This is a genomic window from Corallococcus sp. Z5C101001 (assembly GCF_007352635.1).
GTDB lineage: Bacteria > Myxococcota > Myxococcia > Myxococcales > Myxococcaceae > Corallococcus > Corallococcus silvisoli.
Window position 1 is genome coordinate 486,565 of the sequence record NZ_VKLU01000003.1, and the last position, 18,854, is coordinate 505,418.

General features: G+C 71.4%; 15 protein-coding genes. All 15 read left to right on the forward strand.

The genetic code is table 11. The annotated features are described in order from the left end of the window. Positions 1 to 349 precede the first annotated feature (349 nt). The gene (locus FOF48_RS08005) at positions 350 to 1,906 is read left to right on the forward strand and encodes a phage tail sheath subtilisin-like domain-containing protein (RefSeq protein ID WP_143899572.1); all 1,557 of its coding nucleotides are present in this window, start codon (positions 350 to 352) and stop codon (positions 1,904 to 1,906) included. A gap of 15 nt (positions 1,907 to 1,921) precedes the next feature. Then, positions 1,922 to 2,449 carry a phage tail protein gene (locus tag FOF48_RS08010; protein ID WP_143899573.1) on the forward strand — a complete coding sequence of 176 codons (528 nt, stop codon included), beginning with the start codon at positions 1,922 to 1,924 and terminating at the stop codon, positions 2,447 to 2,449. Positions 2,450 to 2,463: 14 nt separating this feature from the next. Continuing rightward, positions 2,464 to 3,195, forward strand: coding sequence for a phage baseplate protein (locus FOF48_RS08015; RefSeq protein ID WP_143899574.1), 732 nt, complete (start codon positions 2,464 to 2,466; stop codon positions 3,193 to 3,195). Between the two features lie 1,480 nt (positions 3,196 to 4,675). Beyond that, the gene (locus tag FOF48_RS08020) at positions 4,676 to 5,878 is read left to right on the forward strand and encodes a Pvc16 family protein (RefSeq protein WP_143899575.1); all 1,203 of its coding nucleotides are present in this window, start codon (positions 4,676 to 4,678) and stop codon (positions 5,876 to 5,878) included. Further along, on the forward strand, positions 5,875 to 7,866 hold the full coding sequence (locus FOF48_RS08025; protein ID WP_143899576.1) for an ATP-binding protein: 1,992 nt from the start codon (positions 5,875 to 5,877) through the stop codon (positions 7,864 to 7,866). The genes FOF48_RS08020 and FOF48_RS08025 overlap by 4 nt, the downstream gene beginning before the upstream one ends. Next, complete coding sequence (locus FOF48_RS08030; RefSeq protein ID WP_143899577.1) at positions 7,863 to 8,123, forward strand: hypothetical protein; 261 nt, start codon at positions 7,863 to 7,865, stop codon at positions 8,121 to 8,123. Before FOF48_RS08025 ends, FOF48_RS08030 begins: the two co-directional genes overlap by 4 nt. A 4-nt stretch (positions 8,124 to 8,127) precedes the next feature. Further along, a complete protein-coding gene (locus tag FOF48_RS08035) occupies positions 8,128 to 8,772 on the forward strand; it encodes a hypothetical protein (protein WP_143899578.1) in 645 nt (214 codons plus the stop codon). A 25-nt stretch (positions 8,773 to 8,797) separates the two neighbouring features. After that, entirely contained in the window at positions 8,798 to 9,088 is a 291-nt protein-coding gene (locus FOF48_RS08040; RefSeq protein WP_143899579.1) for a hypothetical protein, read from the forward strand. Positions 9,089 to 9,095: 7 nt separating this feature from the next. Then, a complete protein-coding gene (locus FOF48_RS08045; protein WP_143899580.1) occupies positions 9,096 to 10,238 on the forward strand; it encodes a hypothetical protein in 1,143 nt (380 codons plus the stop codon). Further along, positions 10,235 to 10,783, forward strand: a complete 549-nt coding sequence (locus FOF48_RS08050) for a phage baseplate assembly protein V (protein ID WP_143899581.1) — start codon at positions 10,235 to 10,237, stop codon at positions 10,781 to 10,783. The genes FOF48_RS08045 and FOF48_RS08050 overlap by 4 nt, the downstream gene beginning before the upstream one ends. A 2-nt stretch (positions 10,784 to 10,785) precedes the next feature. Beyond that, positions 10,786 to 11,109, forward strand: a complete 324-nt coding sequence (locus FOF48_RS08055; RefSeq protein ID WP_143899583.1) for a hypothetical protein — start codon at positions 10,786 to 10,788, stop codon at positions 11,107 to 11,109. A gap of 3 nt (positions 11,110 to 11,112) precedes the next feature. Beyond that, positions 11,113 to 11,469, forward strand: coding sequence for a GPW/gp25 family protein (locus FOF48_RS08060; protein WP_143899585.1), 357 nt, complete (start codon positions 11,113 to 11,115; stop codon positions 11,467 to 11,469). Between the two features lies 1 nt (position 11,470). After that, positions 11,471 to 14,071, forward strand: a complete 2,601-nt coding sequence (locus FOF48_RS08065) for a putative baseplate assembly protein (RefSeq protein WP_143899587.1) — start codon at positions 11,471 to 11,473, stop codon at positions 14,069 to 14,071. Next, positions 14,068 to 16,653, forward strand: a complete 2,586-nt coding sequence (locus tag FOF48_RS08070) for a putative baseplate assembly protein (protein ID WP_143899589.1) — start codon at positions 14,068 to 14,070, stop codon at positions 16,651 to 16,653. The genes FOF48_RS08065 and FOF48_RS08070 overlap by 4 nt, the downstream gene beginning before the upstream one ends. Continuing rightward, a complete protein-coding gene (locus FOF48_RS08075; RefSeq protein WP_143899591.1) occupies positions 16,650 to 18,848 on the forward strand; it encodes a hypothetical protein in 2,199 nt (732 codons plus the stop codon). Before FOF48_RS08070 ends, FOF48_RS08075 begins: the two co-directional genes overlap by 4 nt. Positions 18,849 to 18,854: the final 6 nt, after the last annotated feature.

Consider the following 18,854-nt stretch of genomic DNA (forward strand, 5'->3'; position numbering starts at 1 on the left):
CGATGTCTGGGATTGGGTTGCTCCCACCAACCCATGGCATCTCACGTCACCCAGCGTGAACAATATCGGACCCAGGGAATGACTTTCCGTTGGGTTTCTGGCAGACTGTCTTCACGGTGTTCTTGGGAGCCTGCCTTTGAAGGCTCCTGGAGATGTCTGGGGGGGAAGCTCGTTTCACGCGCCAGGACTCACTGTATCGGCATTTGTTGCCACCCTCCCCACACAGACGGATGTGACGAAGGCGTACGGGGTGCCCCGTGAATACGGGCGCGCGACGTGCGCTGGAAGGGCTCTTGCCTCGCGGGACCGGGGGCGGAGCTGGCGAACTCGCGGACGGAGGAGTCATCCCATGCCGGCAGCTCTCAGTTATCCGGGCGTCTATGTCGAAGAGATTCCCAGTGGAGTCCGCACCATCACCGGGGTGCCCACGTCGGTGACTGCCTTCGTCGGGCGCGCGCAGCGCGGACCGGTGAATGAGCCCGTGGTCTGCAACGGCTACGGCGACTATGAGCGCACCTTCGGAAGCCTGTGGTTGGCCAGCTCCATGAGCTACGCCGTCCGCGACTTCTTCCTCAACGGAGGCGGGCAGGCCATCATCGTCCGTCTGGACAATGGGGGTCACACCACGGAGTTGACCCTGTCCACGACCGGTGGAGACCTGACCCTGGCCGCAGGCAATCCTGGCGCCTGGGGTAACAATCTTCGCGTGGTGGTGGATTACAACACCCGGAAGACAGGCACCGCGAGCATCGACGACCTGCTCTTCAACCTGACCGTCACCGACAACGGGACGCGCGCGACGGAGAAGTTCATCAACCTCTCCATCGACGCGGCCAGTCCCCGCTACTACCCCACCGTGCTCGCGCAGGGCTCCGCCCTGATCCGGGTGAAGACGCTGCCCGCCACGCCCGCGCGCCCCGCGGCCTCCGCGCTCGACCCCCAGGGCCGGCCGGTGCCCACCGCGCCCACGGCCGCCCAGGAGGGCACCGACGGCAACGCGCTGACGCGCGCCCAGTTCACCACCGGCGCGAACCTGCGCACCAACAAGCAGGGCCTGTACGCGCTGGAGAAGGTGGATGTCTTCAACCTGCTGTGCCTGCCGCCCCACGCGCTCGACGGCGACATCGAGGCGGACCTGGCGACCGACGCGGCGGCCTACTGCGAGGAGCGGCGCGCCATCTTCGTCGCGGATCCTCCGGTGGGCTGGGACAGCGTGGCCCACGCGGTCAGCGGCTTCGCCGCCAGCAGCCTGCGCAGCAAGAACGCCGCGCTCTACTTCCCCCGGCTGGTGCAGTCCAATCCCCTGCGGGAGAACCAGCTGGAGGTCTTCGCCCCCTGCGGCGCGGTGGCGGGGGTCATCGCGCGCACGGACACGCAGCGCGGCGTCTGGAAGGCGCCCGCGGGCCTGGACTCGCTGCTCACCGGGGTGCCCAAGCTGAGCGTGCCGCTCACCGACCCGGAGAATGGCCAGCTCAACCCGCTGGGCATCAACTGCCTGCGCTCGCTGCCGGCCGCGGGCCGCGTCGTGTGGGGCGCGCGCACCACGCGAGGCAATGACCTGCTCGCCGACGAGTGGAAGTACCTGCCGGTGCGCCGGCTGGCGCTCTACATCGAGGAGAGCCTGTACCGGGGCGTCCAGTGGGTGGTCTTCGAGCCTAACGACGAGCCGCTCTGGGCGCAGATCCGCCTCAACGTCGGCGCCTTCATGCAGAACCTCTTCCGGCAGGGCGCCTTCCAGGGCCAGACGCCGCGCGATGCGTACTTCGTCAAGTGCGACAAGGAAACCACCACGCAGAACGACATCAACCTGGGCGTGGTCAACATCGTCGTGGGCTTCGCGCCGCTCAAGCCGGCCGAGTTCGTGGTGCTCAAGCTCCAGCAGATGGCCGGACAGGTCGCGGCGTAAAGGAGAAGCGTTCCCATGGCTCAGTTCAGCGTCAACGCGCAGCGTTTCGACCCGTACAAGAACTTCAAGTTCCGCGTGAAGTGGGACGGCCGCTATGTCGCGGGCATCAGCAAGGTGGGCGCGCTCAAGCGCACCACCGAGGTCGTCAAGCACCGCGAGGGCGGCGACCCCAGCAGCAGCCGCAAGTCGCCGGGCCGCAGCGAGTACGAGGCCCTCACCCTGGAGCGCGGCGTCACCCACGACACCGAGTTCGAGCGGTGGGCCAACAAGGTGTGGAACTACGGCTCCGGCCTGGGCTCCGAGGTGTCCCTCAAGGACTTCCGCAAGGACATCATCCTCGAGGTCTACAACGAGGCCGGTCAGCTGGCGATCTCCTACAAGCTCTTCCGGTGCTGGGTGTCCGAGTACCAGGCCATGCCGGACCTGGACGCGAACGCCAACGCCGTGGCCATCCAGACCCTCAAGCTGGAGAACGAGGGTTGGGAGCGCGACTACGACATCACCGAGCCCACCGAGCCCAGCTACAACGAGCCCAACCCCTGATGCGCTGAGGGTCCATGCGCTCGCTGACCGCTCCGGAGCTGCTGGGTGCGTGGGAGGCGGGCCACCCGCACTCCGGGCCCGGGCGCGCGCTCGCGCTGCTGTGCGCCGCGTGGCCGGAGCGAAGCCCGGGAGAGCTGGCGCGGCTCCCGGTGGGGCTTCGGGACTCGCTGCTGCTCGCCGTGCGGGAGCAGACCTTCGGCGCCGAGGTCGTGGGGTTGGTGCCATGTCCTGCCTGCGGTGAGCAGGTGGAGCTGGCCTTCCAGGTGAGCGACATCCGGGTGTCCCCCGGTGCGCCTGTCCCGGAGGTGCTGGGCGTTGAGTGCGAGGGGCATGCGGTGCGCTTCCGCCTGCCTGACAGCCGGGACCTCGCGGCGTTGGCGGCGGGGCCCGAGGCGGGTGGGCGGAGGCAGGTGCTGGCGAGGTGCGTGGTCGAGGCACGCCGGGAGGGTGTGGACGTGGAGACGGGGGAGCTGCCAGCGGCGGTGGTGCGGGCCATCGAGGAAGCGATGGAGGCCGCGGATCCGCAGGCACGGGTGGAGCTGTCCACGCAGTGTCCTGCCTGTGCGCATGCGTGGGCGGCCGCGTTCGACATCGCCGAGTACTTCTGGAGGGAAGTGGAGACGTGGGCGCAGCGCACCCTGCGGGAGGTGCACACGCTGGCGAGCCTGTACGGATGGTCCGAGGAGCACATCCTCGTGATGAGCCCGTGGAAGCGGCAGCGCTACCTGGAGCTGGCGGGGACATGAGCGACTACTTGAGCCATCTGGTGGCACGGCACCATCGCCCCGGTGAGGGTGTCCGTCCGCGCGCCGGCTCCTACTTCGCCCCCGAGTCGCGACCCGTGGATCACCGTGAGGCGCCGCGCCCGGGCCTCGACGCGGGCATTGAGGCGCGAGAGCCCGCGACGAGGACCGTCTCCGGGCCAGCGCGCGCATCGCGCGAGGCATGGAACGCGGTGGGCCGGGCGCTCGTCGAGCCCTCGGCGCGGGCCGACACCCTGGGCGTCCCTGGGAGGACCTCACCACAACCCCAGGCCGCGTTGTCGGGCGCTGACGCCCCGCCCTTCGCGAGCACCCACGATGCGCTCCGCCCGCGGTCAGACACGTCGCGGGAGCTGGCTCCGGGAGACAGCGCGCACCCAGCGTCCGAGCGGAGCTCCAGCGTGCTCCCATCCAGCATCGAGCCCTCGACGCAGGGGGGTGGGCCGCGATCGCTCCGCGCCCGGTCCAAGGAACCCACCGGACGGATTGCGGCCGGCCTCCATTCCGAGACGCTCCCCCAGCGACTGTCGCCCACCGCCTTCCGCGAGCCCGAGCCGCTTTCGCGTGACGCGAACTCCGCGCAGCCCACCGGCCTGCTCTCGCATGACGCGAACCCCGCACAGCCTGCCGGGGTGCATTCGCGTGACGCGGATGCCGCGCAGCCCACCGGCCTGCTTTCGCGTGACGCGAACTCCGCGCGGCCCACCGGGAGGCCCGCGACCGGCACCAACCCCGCGCGGCCCACCCGTCTGCCTTCGCCCGACGAACGCGCCGAGCACCGCACCGGGCCCGATTCGACTGACACGCATCCAGGGCGCATTCCGGGCACGCCCGGTCACTCCGCCCGCCTCGAGCCATCCCACCGGAGCGAAGCGACCTCCTGGGGACCCATGACACACGAGGCCGGCCGCCTTCTCGAAGCGCTCCCGCCCAACGCAACGGAGCGAACGGGCCGCGTCGCGCCTGGGGCGAGTCAGCACAGCGCGACGTCCAGCTCCCGCTCGTCCTCGGGAGACCAGAACATCCCCCTGGCGGAGCTGGCCCGCGAGCTGAGCGCATCCATCACGCGCCCACGGGACACCGCCGGTCCCTCCGGACGAAACCCGAGCCTCCCTGTCATCGCGCCCTCGGGTTCGCGAGCGACGCCCCCGAGCGACGACAGCGCCCCCGATGAGCCCCGCGTCCTGTCCGCGGTCGGCAGGGCAAGGGCCCTGGGCAGGGCGCTCGAGGCGGCTCCGGCTCCAGCCTCCTCCTCGGCGGCCGAGGTGACGCGGACCGAACCACCTCCCTCCGTGACGCGCGCCTCGGACGCGGAGCCGCCGCCTGCCCCCACCATTCAGATCACCATCGGCCGAATCGAGGTTCGAGCCATGGCGCCCGCGGCCCCCGCGCGGAGCGCGCCCGCGCGCGCGGCCCCGGCACCCTCGCTCGATGACTACCTCGCGCGACGCAACGGAGGGGGACGGTGAGCAACTCCCTCTCCATCGCGACGGTGACGGCCGCGCTCCGCACGCTCCTCTTCAACCACCTCCAGGTGGACACGCCAGACGTGTCGGTGACGACGCTTCCACCGGACAAGGCACGCGGCCGGGACGCCACCAACCATCAGGTCAATCTCTTCCTCTTCCAGGTGGCGCAGCAGGCCTCGCTGCGCAACATGGACTTCCCACCGAGGACCAGGTCCGGCGAGTCGGGTGTCCCGCCCCTGGCCCTGCGGCTGACGTACCTGCTCACGCCCTACTCGCCATCCGACGACGACGTGGAGAGCCACAAGCTGCTCGGCAAGGCCATGAACGTCCTTCATGACCATCCGTTGCTCGGCGCCAATGAGCTGCGCGCCGCGGTGCCAGGCAATGACCTGTACCGACAGGCGGAGCGCGTGCGCATCACCGTGGACACGCCCACCCTGGAGGAAGTCTCCAAGCTCTGGACGATGTTCCAGACGCAGTACCGGATCTCGGTCGTCTACCAGGTCTCCGTCGTCCTCATCGAGAGCACTCGCCCCAGCCGCACGCCGCTCCCGGTGCTGCGCCCGGTGCTGTCCATCCAGCCTGACGTGGTCCCTCCTTTTCCGGTGCTCGACGCCATCACCCCGCCCCAGCAGCAGACCAGCGCTCGACTGGGAGACACCCTCCTCCTCACCGGACACCACCTCGCCGGGGACACGGTGGGCGTGCGCTTCAGCCACCCGCTCTGGAGCACCCCGGTGCTCCGGCCCGCCACGGTGGTGTCGGCGTCGCGGCTGACCGTGGACATCCCCAACGACGCGGCCGCCTGGCCCGCGGGGACCTACGCGGTGTCCGTCGTCATCACCGACTTGGACGGAAACGAGCACACCACCCCAGCGCTGCCGCTGACGCTCGCCCCCCGCATCCTCGGGCTCACCCCCAACCCCGTGGCGCGAGGACCGGGGGGTGAGGTGACGCTCACCGCCGCGTTCCAACCTCGCGCCCGCCCGGACCAGCGCGTGGCCCTGCTGCTCAATGGCCGGGAGCTGCCAGCCCCCGCGCGCGCCACGCCGGTGGACACCCTCGCCTTCACCGCCCTGGACGTGCCCCCCGGAGACCACTTCGTCCGGCTGCGCGTGGACGGCGTGGACTCGTTGCTCATCGACTGGAGTCAGAACCCGCCGGTCTTCGACGTGTCCCAGCAGGTGACGGTCACATGAGCCCATCGCGCGCGGACTCCTGGCAGGAAGCCAACCAGCGCCAGCTCACCGCCGCGCTCGGCGTGGTGCGCGCGCGCATCGCACGGCACGCGTCCCTCCTGGGCGTGGGGCTGCCCGAAGGCACCGATGACGTGGACACGGCCCTCGCCGCGCTCGCGGAGGCCGAGGTCGGAATCCCGGCGCCGCCCGCGCTGGAGAGCCTGTGTCAGGCCTTCCGCCTGTCCCCGTTCGAGCGCGACATCCTCTTGTGCTGCGTCAGCCTGGAGCTGGGCACGGGCTTCGGCGCCCTGTTCGCCTCCGTGAACGGCGACCCGCGCAAGCCGTGGCCCACGTTCGGCATGGCCCTGGCTTCGCTCCCCGAAGCGCACTGGAGCGCGCTGACGCCGGTGGCGCCCCTGCGCCGCTGGGAGCTGGTGTCCCTGGCCCCTGGAGAGGGCCTCACCTCCTGCGCCCTTCGCATCGACGAGCGTGTCCTCCACCACCTCGTCGGCCTGTCCTATCTGGACCGGCGGCTGCAAGAGTTCATGGCGCCGGTGCCGCCGCCCCGGGAGCTGCCCGTCTCCCATCAGGCGCTGGCCGAGCGCCTGCGACAGCCGTGGGAGCGAGCACCGGACGTGGATGAGCCCATGCCCCTCGTCCAGCTCTGCGGGCTGGAGCCGGACGGTGCGCAGGCCATCGCCAGCGCCGCCTGCGCGAGCCTGGGGCTCCAGTTGCACGTCACCCGCGCCACCCAGTTGCCCGCGGGAGCCGAGGAGCGGGCAGCGCTCGCGCGGTGGTGGGAGCGCGAGGCCCTGCTGCTGGGGAGCGGGCTGCTGCTGGAATGCGACGAAGCCACCGGAGCGGACGCGCTGCGCGCGGCCACCGCCTTCGCCGAGCGCGTGCAGGGCGTGGTCATCGTCTCGTCCCGGGAGTCCCTGCGACCGCGAAGCCGGGCCGCGATCCACCTCGAGGTGAAGCGGCCCACGCGCGTCGAACAGCGCCTGCTCTGGACCCAGGCGCTCGGGCCCGAGGTGACCGCCGCGCACGGCGCCCTGGAGCGCATCACCACGCAGTTCGATCTGCCCATGCGCTCCATCCGCGCGGCGGGTTCGGACGTGCGGGAGCAAGGCCCCTTCGCGGACGAAGGCGCGTTGGGCGCGGCGCTGTGGGCCGCCTGCCGGGTGCAGTCCCGGCCCCAGTTGGAAGAGCTGGCGCAGCGGATCGAGCCCACCGCGGGGTGGGAAGACCTGGTGATGCCTCCGGAGAAGAAGGCCATCCTCCGGGAGATCGCCGCGAGCGTGCGTCAGCGCGCGCGGGTGTACGAGACGTGGGGCTTCGCCTCCAAGGGCATGCGGGGCCTGGGCATCAGCGCCCTGTTCTCCGGCGCCAGCGGCACCGGGAAGACGATGGCGGCCGAGGTGCTGGCGCTCGAGCTGGGGCTGGACCTCTACCGCATCGACCTCAGCCAGGTGGTCAGCAAGTACATTGGCGAGACGGAGAAGAACCTCCGCCGCGTGTTCGACGCCGCGCAGGAAGGAGGCGCCATCCTCCTGTTCGACGAAGCGGACGCCCTCTTCGGCAAGCGCACCGAGGTGCGCGACAGCCACGACCGCTACGCCAACATCGAGGTGAGCTACCTGCTCCAGCAGATGGAGTCCTACGGGGGGCTGGCCATCCTCACGACGAACATGAAGGACGCGCTGGACACCGCGTTCCTGCGCCGGCTGCGCTTCGTGCTCCAGTTCCCGTTCCCGGATGCCCCCCAGCGCACGGAGATCTGGCGGCGCATGTTCCCGGCCGCCACGCCCACGGAGGGCCTGGACATGGCGCGGCTGGCGCGGCTGAGCGTCACCGGCGGCAACATCCGCACCATCGCCCTCAACGCCGCCTTCCTCGCCGCCGACGCGGGCGAGCCCGTGCGGATGGCGCACCTGCAACGCGCGGTGCGCTCGGAGTTCAGCAAGCTCGACAAGCCCTTGGCGGAAGCCGAGGTCTCGGGGTGGACATGACGCCACGAAACATCTCGCTGCACATCGACGAGCTGGTGCTGCACGGCGTCCCGGCCGCGCATCGCGAGCAGGTGGGCGAGGCCGTGCGGCAGGAGCTGACGCGGCTGTTCTCCCAACGAGGACTGCCCTCGGGCCTGTCCGGTGACGTGCCCCGGCTGGACGCGGGCGCCCTCCGCGTGACGTCCGGCGCTCCGCCCGCGGCGCTGGGGGTCCAGGTCGCGCAAGCGGTCTACTCGGGCCTGGGCCAGGGGCGGTGACGGCATGAGCACCTTCCCCCGCACACCCCGCACGCAGCGCGGGGCCATCATCGGGTTGGATCCGCTCAACCCCGTCGCGAGCCTGGTGGTGTTCCAATACAACCCAGACACGATGACGCGCACGCTGACGCCCCAGATGGCGGGCGAGGGCGGAGGCGACCGCACGGAGGCGCTGCGGCTCAAGGGCGCGCCGGTGGAGAACATCCGGGTGGACGTGGAGATCGACGCCACGGATCAGCTCGCCAACGGCGACGTGCTCGCCAGCAGCATGGGCATCTACCCGCAGCTGTCGGCGCTGGAGATGCTGGTCTACCCCAAGACCGCCCAGGTCATCCTCAACACGGCGCTGATGCAGGTGGGCACGCTGGAGGTGGTGCCCCCCACCGCGCCGCTGACCCTCTTCATCTGGGGACCCAAGCGCGTCCTGCCGGTGAAGGTCAGCGAGTTCTCCATCACCGAGGAGGCCTACGACCCGAGCCTCAACCCCATCCGCGCCAAGGTGGCCCTGGGCCTGCGGGTGCTCTCGTACAACGACCTGCCCCTGATGCACCCCGGCTACGCCCTCTTCCTCACGCATCAGGTCGTCAAGGAAGCCATGGCCGTCGTCGGCAGCATCGCCGGCCTGGCCAACGCCGCACTGCCGCGCTGAGCGCCTGACTTCTCCTGGAGCCCCCATGCTCGACCCCACCAGCCGCTACGCCCCCCTGGAGACGGCCACCCTCACGCTCCCCGACGGACGCGTGGCCGCCTACAAGCGCCGCCGCTTCATCCCCGCGAACACCTCCCTGCGGGTGCTGGCGGAGGTCTCCGTCACCGAGAGCGACCGCCTGGACCTGCTCACCCACCGCACGCTGGGCGACCCCGAGCACTTCTGGCGCGTCTGCGACGCCAACGACACGCTCAACCCCTTCGACCTGATGCGGGAGCCGGGCTCCGTGGTGCGCATCGGGATGCCGGAATTCTGAGCGCCCGATGAGCCTGCTGGGAATCCATCTCACGCTGCTGGTGGGCCCCACGGTGGCGGTCCCCGCGCCCGGTTCGTTCATGGAGGCCCTCCAGCGCGTGGAGGTCACCCACAACGACGAGGGGCGCTCGGGCTTCCAGCTGACGTTCGGCGTGGGCCGCTCGGGGCCGCTCGACCTGATGGACTACGGGCTCGCGAGCCACCCGCTGCTCAAGCCCATGAACCGCGTGGTGCTGGTGGTCACCTTCAACGTGGTGCCGCAGGTGCTCTTCGACGGCATCATCACCCACCGCACGCTCGCCCCCTCGCAGCAGCCGGGCAGCTCCACGCTCACGGTCACGGGCGAGGACGTGAGCGCTGCCATGGACCTGGACGCGAAGGTGCATGAGCACCCCGCGCAGGTGGAGCCCATCATCATCGCGCAGCTCGTCCTGGGCTACGCGCAGTACGGGCTGGTGCCGGTCATCATCCCGCCGCCCTCGCTGGACGTGCCGCTGCCCATCCAGCGCACCCCCGTGTTCCGGGGCACCGACTACGCCTACGTGCGGGAGATGGCGAACCGCTACGGCTACGTCTTCCAGGTCACCCCCGGCCCCGCGCCGATGATGAACACGGCCTACTGGGGGCCTCCCAACCGGGTGGGCATTCCCCAGCGGGCGCTGTCGGTGAACATGGGGGCGCAGTCCAACGTCGACAGCATCGACTTCCAATACAACGCGCTGGCGCCCACCACCGTGAAGGGCCAGGCGATGGCGCTGGGCCGCGCGCTCCCGGTGCGGACGTTCGCGAGCCTGCGGGTGCCACCGCTGGCGAGCCAGCCCGCGCTGCTCACCCAGTCGCGCGTGCGCACCTCGCTGCTGGAGGACGTGCCGGACGGCGCGGGCTACATCGCGGCCCAGGGCCGGGCCCAGGGTCAGACGGATGCGTCCACGGACCAGGTGCTCACCGGGTCGGGCGAGCTGGATGCCACGCGCTACGGCGACATGCTGCGCCCCCGCGGGCTGGTGGGCGTGCGCGGCGCGGGCTTCGAGCACGACGGCTTCTTCTACGTCCGCAACGTCACGCACTCCATCCGTCCTGGCGAATACAAGCAGCGCTTCACCCTCACCCGCGAGGGAGCTGGAGCGCTCACACCGGTGGTGCCTCCATGAGCGCGTACTTCGGGAAGTACCGGGGCGAGGTCGTCAACAACATCGACCCCCTGATGATGGGGCGGGTGCAGGTGAAGGTGCCCACCGTGCTGGGCGACAGCCAGCTGGGCTGGGCCATGCCGTGCATGCCGTGTGGCGGCAGCGGCAAGGGCTTCTTCGCCGTGCCCGCGATGGGCGCGAAGGTCTGGGTGGAGTTCGAGCGGGGGGACCTCAACTACCCCATCGTCGCCGGCTGCTTCTGGGGCGAGGGCGAGGCACCGGCCTCGCCCGCCCTGCCCACCACCCAGGTGTGGAAGACAGGGGCCATCACCGTGAAGCTCGACGACCTGCCCGGCGCGGGCGGGCTGAGCATCGAAGTGAGTCCCCCGGCGGTGCCCATGCCGCTGAAGGCCACGTTCAGCGCCGCCGGCATCGAAATCGACCACGGGGGGACCGCGAAGGTGGTGCTCAGCCCCACCGGCATCGAGCTGTCGTTCGGCGCGTCCAACATCAAGCTCGGGCCCGCGGGCGTCAACGTCAACAACGGCGCGCTGGAGGTCATCTAGCCATGGGAGCCTTCCTCCTCCACGTCGGAGCCACGGTGATGTGTCCCCACGCGGGACAGGTGCAGACCACGCCCGGCAATCCCCGGGTGAAGGTGGGCGGGCAGCCGGTGGCCACCCTGGCCGACCAGTACCTGGTGTCCGGCTGTCCCTTCCCGCCGCAGGGCGGAGGCCCCTGCGTGCAGGTGAAGTGGCTGGTCCCCGCGGTGCGCGTCCGCGCGGGCGGGCAGCCCGTCATCCTGCAGAACAGCGTGGGGATTTCCATGGGCGCCGCGCCCCTGGGCCCGCCCCAGGTCGTGATGACGCAGGTCCGGGTGAGGGGGACCTGAGCCATGCACATCGCCTTCCCCTATCGGCTGGATGGACGCGGTCGCACCGCGGACGCGGACCTGGACACGCACGTGCGGCACCTCATCGAGCAGGTGCTCTTCACGGCTCCGGGCGAGCGCATCAACCGCCCCACCTTCGGCACCGGGCTGGGCCAGCTGGTGTTCGCCCCCAACAGCGCGGAGCTGGCCACCGCGACCCAGTTCCTGGTGCAGGGCGCGCTCCAGCAGTGGCTGGGCGACCTCCTCCAGGTGGAGGCCGTGGAGACGCTCAGCGAGGAGGCCCGCTTCCAGGTGACGGTGCGCTACGTCGTGCGCCGCACCCAGCAGCGGCAGGTGGCCCAGTTCACGAGGGAGCTCTGACATGGGCGCGCGCTATGTCTGCAAGAGCGAGCAGCGGCGCCGGTTGGTGGAGGCCCACGCCACCTTCAACGGCATCGACTTCCTGGAGGTGCTGGACGAGGACGCGTCGGCGCTCGGCCTGGAGCGTCAGCGGACGCTGTGGGTGCGCTGCTACAAGCCCCTGCCCCAGGACATCGACGCGGACCACGTCTCCATCTCCGGAGGCGTGCGGCTGAAGGACGTCGGCGTGTCCCTGGCCTTCCGCATGGACCAGGCGCCCGGCGACCCTCGCACCACCGCGGCCGAGCGGGCCGAGTACGCCAAGCGCCAGGTGCTCGATGAGCTGCTGGGCACCCATGAGACGGAGCAGACGCTGGTGGTGCGCACCACCTCGTCCGGCGACTTCTCCACGTACACGCTGGCCCTGCTGCGGGGCTTCCTGGACACGGTGCCTCCGGACGACTTCGACGGGCCCCTGTCCCGCGTGGACTTCACCTTCAAGGTGGAGTGTCCCAGCGAGTTCGACTGCGCGCCGCCGAAGGGCAGCGCGACGCCCGGGCGCGTGGACCCGCCCATCGACTACCTCACCCGGGACTACGCCAGCTTCCGGCGGCTGCTGCTGGACCGGCTGTCGGAGGTGGCGCCCCAGTGGAAGGAGCGCAACCCCGCGGACCTGGGCGTGACGCTGGTGGAGTTGATGGCCTATTCGGCCGACTACCTCAGCTACTACCAGGACGCGGTGGCCACCGAGGCGTACCTCGGCACCGCTCGCAAGCGCACCTCCGTGCGCCGCCACGCGCGACTGCTGGACTACCCCATGCACGACGGCGGCAACGCCCGGGCCTGGGTGACGTTGCAGGTGTCCCCCGGCGCCGAGGGCTGGTCGCTCCCCGGCCCCACGGACGTGTCTCCGGGGGCGGTGTTCGTCACCACCGTGGAGGGCCCCCGGGTGCTGGACGCGCAGCACCTCCAGGAAGCGGTGAACGCGGGCGCCGAGGTCTTCGAGTCCCTCCACCCCCTCACCCTGCACTCCGGGCACGGCCGCATCCTCTTCCATACCTGGGGAGAGGACCGCTGCTGCCTCCCCCAGGGCGCCACCGCCGCCACGCTGCTCAACGTCCCCTCCGAATTCGACCCGGCGAAGCGGGTGCTGACACCGGAGAACTTCGCGCCAGGGCGGGTCCTCCTCCTGGAGGAGGGGCGCAGTCCCCAGACGGGACGGAGGGTGGACGCGGATCCGTCGCGCCGCCATGCCGTGCGGCTGACGCAGGTGGAGTTCACCCGGGATCCGCTGCTGGACGTGGCCGTGGTGGAGGTCGCGTGGGGCACGGACGACGCGCTCCCCTTCGAGCTGTGCCTGTGGGACGTGATGGTGCCGCCGGACTCCGCCGATGAGCCGGAGGATCCCGTCGGCAAGCTCGCGCCGGTGAGCGTGGCGCGCGGCAACGTGGTGCTGGTGGACCATGGGCGGACCCTGACCGAGCCGTTGCCCGTCGTGCCCTCCGAGGGCCGCTACCGCCCCAGGCTCTCGCGCGGTCCGCTCACCCAGGTGTCGAGGGGAGAGGGAGGCCGCGCGCTGGACCCCACGGCGTCGGCGGCCGCCGCGCTGCGGACGCCCCCGGAGGAGACGCTGCCCGCGCTCTGGCTGCGAGAGACGGAGAGCGGGCGGGCGTGGATCCCCCGCCGCACGCTGCTCAACAGCGGCCGCTTCAGCCGCGAGTTCGTGGCGGAGGTGGAGGACGACGGCCGGGCCCGCCTGCGCTTCGGCGACAACGTGCTGGGAGAGCGCCCCGGCGCGGGCGTTCCGCTCACGGCCACCTATCGCATTGGCAATGGCAGCGCGGGCAACGTGGGCGCGGAGGCCATCTCCCACCTGCACTCCACCTTGGGGGGAGACTGGCGCGACGCCATCCTGAGCATCCGCAACCCCCTGCCGGCCCGGGGAGGAGTGGATCCCGAGTCCGTGGAGCGCGTTCGCATCGACGCGCCGGAGTCCTTCCGCGTCCAGCAGCGCGCGGTGACGGAGGCGGACTACGCCGAGGTCGCCCAGCGCCACCCTGAAGTGCAGCGCGCGGTGGGCAGCCTGCGGTGGACGGGCAGCTGGCACACCATGTTCGTCACCGTGGACCGGCGCGGCGGCTTCCCGGTGGACGCGGACTTCGCCGAGCGGCTGACCGCGTTCCTGGAGCGCTTCCGGCTCGCGGGCTACGACCTGCGCGTCGACGCGCCCCTCTTCGTCCCGCTGGACATCGCCATGACGGTCTGCGTGTCACCGGGCTACCTGGCCGCCAACGTGAAGGCCGCGCTGCTGGAGGTGTTCAGCACGCGCGAGCAACCCGGCGGGCTGCGCGGCTTCTTCCACCCGGACAACTTCACCTTCGGCCAGCCGGTGTACCTGAGCCAGCTGGTGGCCACGGCCATGAAGGTGCCGGGGGTGGCGTGGGTGGAGACGGAGGACGCGCCCGGCAAGCCGCAGCGCTTCCGGCGCTGGGGGCAGGTGCCGCGCGACGAGTGGAAGAACGGCCTCATCGAGATGGAGCGGCTGGAGATCGCCCGGCTCGACAACGACCCGAGCCAGCCCGAGAACGGGAAGCTCGACTTCTTCATGCAGGGGGGCCTGTGAGCACGCCAGCAAACGGCTCGGGGGATTGCGAGGCCTGCGAGGACCGCGGCGCCGCGGAGCCGACGCCGCTCTACAACCGGCCGGGGCAACCCGCGCTCGCGTATCGCATTGGCACGCACAGCGGCTTCTTCCAGCGCATGCTGGCGCGGCTGCCCGGGGAGTTCCTGCCGGATGGGGACTTCGCGGGCACCCGGCCCCTGGCGGAGCTGTCCACGCGCGGCACGGAGGACCTGTCCATCGCGCTGCTGGACGCGTGGGCGACGGCCTCCGACGTGCTGACCTTCTACCAGGAGCGCATCGCCAACGAGGGCTTCCTGCGCACCGCCACGGAGCGGCGCTCGGTGCTGGAGCTGGCGCGGCAGATTGGCTACGAGCTGAAGCCCGGCGTCGCCGCCAGCACGTATCTGGTCTTCACCGTGGAGACGGCGCCCGGCGCCCCCACCCAGGTGCACGTGCCCGAAGGCGTGCAGGTGCTCAGCATCCCCGGCCAGGACGCGCGGCCCCAGACCTTCGAGACGACGCAGCCGCTGGAGGCCCGGGCCGCGTGGAACGTCCTCAAGGTGCCCCGGACGATGCCCCAGCCGCTCATGCGGGGTGAGCACACGCTCTACCTCCAGGGCCTCCAGATGGGCATCCAGCCTGGAGACGCGCTCTTGCTGGTGGGCGAGGAGCGGGAGAACGCGCCCGGCAGCGAGCAGTGGGACTTGCGCTGGGTGAAGACCGTCACCCGCGTGACGGATCCGGCGGAGCCCGCGCTGAGCCACACCCGGGTGACGTGGGACGCCGGGCTCGGCAGCGAGACGCCCCGCGTGGATCCCGCGGACCACCCCCGCGCCTTCGTGCTGCGGCTGCGCGGCAACCTCTTCGGCTACAACGCGCCCTCCTTCAAGGCGATGCCGGACGCCACCAAGGCCCTCTACAACCCGAACTACCGGCCCCACGACGCGCGCTTCACGCAGTGGCCCGACTTCGAGATTCAAACGGCGGTCCAGGGCATCATCGATCTGGACCGCGAGTACCCCAGCATCCTGAAGGGCAGCTGGGTGGCGCTCTGGAAGTCCAAGTACGTGGAGCTGTATCGCGTCACCGACATCCAGCCCTGGGCGCGCGAGGACTTCACGCTCAACGCCAAGGTGACGCGCCTCACCTTCGACACGAACGAGCACCTGTCCTACTTCCCGCTGCGCAGCACGGTGGTCCTGGCCCAGAGCGAGGAGCTGCCCGTGGGGGAGATGCCCCGGACCGACCCCGTGGAGGGCGACGACATCGAGCTGGACCGCGCGGTGGAGGGGCTCGAGCGCGGGCGCGTGCTCATCGTCGAAGGGCGCGCGGCGCTGGAGCAAGCGTCGGGGCCAGGGGCGTGGATCCGCGAGGTGGTGGAGCTGGACCGGGCCGAGACGCTGGTCGGTGGACACACGCGGCTGGTGCTGAAGAAGGCCCTGACCACGCCGCTGGAGCGCGCCACCGTCAGCATCTACGCCAACGTGGTCCCCTCCACGCATGGAGAGACGGTGCGGGAGGTGCTGGGCGGCGGTGACGGCTCGCGCGTGAACCAGCGCTTCGTGCTGCGCAAGCCGCCGCTCACCCACGTGCCGGCCCCCACGGACACGGGCGGGGAGAGCACGCTGGAGGTCCGGGTGAATGGCGTGCGCTGGGAGCAGGTGCCCACGCTGTTCGGACAGGACCCGCGCGCCGAGGTGTTCATGGTGCGCATCCAGGACGACGGCTCCGTGGCGGTGACGTTCGGCGACGGGGTGTCCGGCGCGCGACTGCCCACGGGGCAGGAGAACGTGACGGCGGTGTACCGCTCCGGCATCGGGCCCGAGGGCGAGGTGGACCGGGGACAGCTCGCGCTGCTGAAGGTGCGGCCCCTGGGCATCCGGGAAGTCACCAATCCCGTCGCGGCCACCGGCGCGGCGGCGCCCGAGTCCCGGGACGAGGCGCGCGACAACGCCCCCGCGTCCGTGCTGACGCTGCGCCGGGTGGTGTCGTTGCAGGACTACGAGGACTTCGCCTCCACGTTCGCCGGCATCGGCAAGGCCCAGGCGGCGGACCTGACCAACGGCGAGCGCATCCTCGTCCACGTCACCGTGGCGGGGATGGACGGGGAGCCGGTGGCCGCGGACTCCCAGCTCTTCCTGAGCCTGGTGGAGGCGCTGCGTGAGCACCACGATCCGGTGCGCCAGTTCGAGGTCTCCTCATACGAGCGGCTCTTCTTCGCGATGGAGGCGCGGCTGCGCCTGGACGCGCGCTACCTGCCGGAGGAGGTGCTGGGCCGCGCGGAGGCCGCGCTCCGAGACGCCTTCTCCCTTCAGCGGCGCCAGTTCGCCCAGGCGGTGAGCGGCGCGGAGGTCATTCGCGTGCTCCAGGACGTGGAGGGCGTGGTGATGGTGGACCTGGAGCGGCTGCACCCGACGACGCCCGCCATCCCGGCGCAGAAGCTGATGCCGGTGCTGCGCGCGCGCGGGGCGCGATGGGAAGGCGACGTGCTCAGGCCCGCCCAGCTGCTGCTGCTCGACCCGGCGCTCCAGGGTGAGCGCAAGGGCGTGACGCTGGTGCTCGACACGGAGGTGAGCCCGTGAGCCCCACGCCGCAGGACCGGCTCTACAAGCTGCTGCCGTCCATCCACCGCGCCCGGGACGCCATCCAGGGCGAGCCGCTGCGCGCGCTGCTGGCCATCATGGAGCGCGAGCTGCTGGCCATCGAGGAGGACATCGGCCAGCTCCACGACAACTGGTTCATCGAGACCTGCCAGGAGTGGGTGGTGCCGTACATCGGCGACCTGCTCAAGGTGCGGGATCTGGTCCCGGTGGACCCCGGGCTCTTCAGCCAGCGCGCCTACGTGGCCAACTCCCTGGCCTACCGGCGCCGCAAGGGCACCGCGGCCATGCTGGAGCAGTTGGCCCGCGACGTCACGGGCTGGCCGGCGCGGGCGGTGGAGCTCTTCCAGCGGGTGGGCACCACGCAGCACCTCAACCACCCGCGCCCTGCGAACCTGCGCACCCCGGACCTGCGCGACACGAACGCGCTGGAGCAGGTGGGCACCCCCTTCGAGGGCGCCACGCGCACCGTGGACGTGCGCCACATCGACAACCGGCGGGGGATGCACAACCTGCCCAACGTCGGCCTCTTCCTGTGGCGGCTCGAGGCCTATCCGGTGGTCCTCGCGCCCGCGTTCCGCGTGGAGCCCGGCTCCGAGCCCGGCGCCACGGAGGAGGGCTTCTTCCGCTTCAACGTGCTGGGCTGTGACACGCACCTGTTCAACCTGCCCCAGTCGGAGACGACGCTCGGCACGCTGGCCGACGAGGCCCACGTCCCCGGGGCGCTGCGCCGCCGGCCGCTGTACGACGAGCTGGAGGCACGCCGCGCCGCGCTCGCCCGCGGGGAGACGCCCGAGCCCAGGGCCTTTGGCGCCGCGCCGCCCTTCGCGCTGCACCTCGCGGAGGATCCGGAGGTCCACTCGGAGCTCTCTCCGGACGGCATCGTCATCTGCGACCTGTCCACCTGGCACCGCCCGGCGGCCACCCTCCCCTATCCCGCCGCGGATCCGGACGCGCCCCCGGTGGACCGCGACATCCTCGCGGCGGTGGATCCGGTCAACGGGCGCATCGCCTTCGCGCAGGGGCGGCCGGTGCCGGGCGCGCTGTCCGTGAGCTACGCCTACGGCTTCAGCAGCGAGGTGGGCGGCGGCTTCCATGACCGGCAGGAGACCCTGCTCCCCCTGGGCCAGCGAGACGTGTTCCAGGTGGACGCGCGCAAGGGGCCCTTCACATCGGTGGCCGTGGCCGTGGCCACGAGCCACGCCAGCGCGGACGCGCTGGTGGAGGTGGTCGACAGCGAGCGCCATCCCCTGGAGTCCCTGGACGTCGCGGCGGGCGCGCGGCTGGAGCTGCGGGCGGCCAACCTCCAGCGGCCGGTCATCGACGTGTGCGGTGGGCGGTGCGTGGTGCGGCTGGGCCAGGGCGCCACGCTGGTGCTCAGCGGACTGCTGGTGCGCGGAGGCGTGCTGGAGGTCCAAGCCGCGGACAACGCGACGCTGGACCTGCGGCACTGCACCCTCGTCCCGGGACAGGACCTGACTCCAGCCGGTCAGCCTCGCGGCACCGCGCCGAGCCTCGTCGTGCGGGGCGCGAAGGACGGCGACTGCACCGTGCTGCTGAACCGCTGCATCACCGGCCCCCTCCAGGCGGGCCGGGCCACCACCCTGCGCGTGGAGGACTGCATCGTGGATGGGCTCGGGGAGCAGGCCCTCCAGCCGCTCCCGCCGTCCGAGGCGCCGTTCAACAACCCGCCACCGCCCCCCGAGTCCTTCGAGGGCCCAGGCGCCACCGGCGTGCTGCACGTCCTGTCCAGCACGGTGCTGGGGGGCGTGAAGGCCACGGTGCTGGAGCTGGCCAGCGATTCGCTCTTCACGGGCACCGTGGAGGTGCTCCAGCGGCAGGAGGGCTGCGTGCGCTTCTGCTACTTGCCGCCGGGCTCGCGCGTGCCCCAGCGCTTCCGCTGCCAGCCCGCCTACGCCGAGGACGCGCCCGTGGACGTGCGCCTGGAGGTGGAGCGGCGGGTGAAGCCCGTCTTCACGTCGGACCGGTATGGGGACCCTGGCTATTGCCAGCTCCGGGACGACACCGACTCCGGCATCCGCCGGGGTGCCAGCGACGAGGGGGAGATGGGCGTGTTCCACCACCTCCAACAACCGCAGCGCGAGGCCAACCTGCGCGCCAGCTTGACTGACTACCTGCGCTTCGGACTCGAAGCCGGGTTCTTCTTCGTGACCTGAGGAGAC

Excerpts from the sequence above, each read along its gene's own strand:
- FOF48_RS08060 (WP_143899585.1), top strand. The coding sequence starts at position 11,113 with ATGCACATCGCCTTCCCCTATCGGCTGGATGGACGCGGTCGCACCGCG.
- FOF48_RS08010 (WP_143899573.1), top strand. The coding sequence starts at position 1,922 with ATGGCTCAGTTCAGCGTCAACGCGCAGCGTTTCGACCCGTACAAGAAC.
- FOF48_RS08045 (WP_143899580.1), top strand. The coding sequence starts at position 9,096 with ATGAGCCTGCTGGGAATCCATCTCACGCTGCTGGTGGGCCCCACGGTG.
- FOF48_RS08025 (WP_143899576.1), top strand. The coding sequence starts at position 5,875 with ATGAGCCCATCGCGCGCGGACTCCTGGCAGGAAGCCAACCAGCGCCAG.
- FOF48_RS08005 (WP_143899572.1), top strand. The coding sequence starts at position 350 with ATGCCGGCAGCTCTCAGTTATCCGGGCGTCTATGTCGAAGAGATTCCC.
- FOF48_RS08055 (WP_143899583.1), top strand. The coding sequence starts at position 10,786 with ATGGGAGCCTTCCTCCTCCACGTCGGAGCCACGGTGATGTGTCCCCAC.
- FOF48_RS08050 (WP_143899581.1), top strand. The coding sequence starts at position 10,235 with ATGAGCGCGTACTTCGGGAAGTACCGGGGCGAGGTCGTCAACAACATC.
- FOF48_RS08035 (WP_143899578.1), top strand. The coding sequence starts at position 8,128 with ATGAGCACCTTCCCCCGCACACCCCGCACGCAGCGCGGGGCCATCATC.
- FOF48_RS08015 (WP_143899574.1), top strand. The coding sequence starts at position 2,464 with ATGCGCTCGCTGACCGCTCCGGAGCTGCTGGGTGCGTGGGAGGCGGGC.
- FOF48_RS08030 (WP_143899577.1), top strand. The coding sequence starts at position 7,863 with ATGACGCCACGAAACATCTCGCTGCACATCGACGAGCTGGTGCTGCAC.
- FOF48_RS08040 (WP_143899579.1), top strand. The coding sequence starts at position 8,798 with ATGCTCGACCCCACCAGCCGCTACGCCCCCCTGGAGACGGCCACCCTC.
- FOF48_RS08065 (WP_143899587.1), top strand. The coding sequence starts at position 11,471 with ATGGGCGCGCGCTATGTCTGCAAGAGCGAGCAGCGGCGCCGGTTGGTG.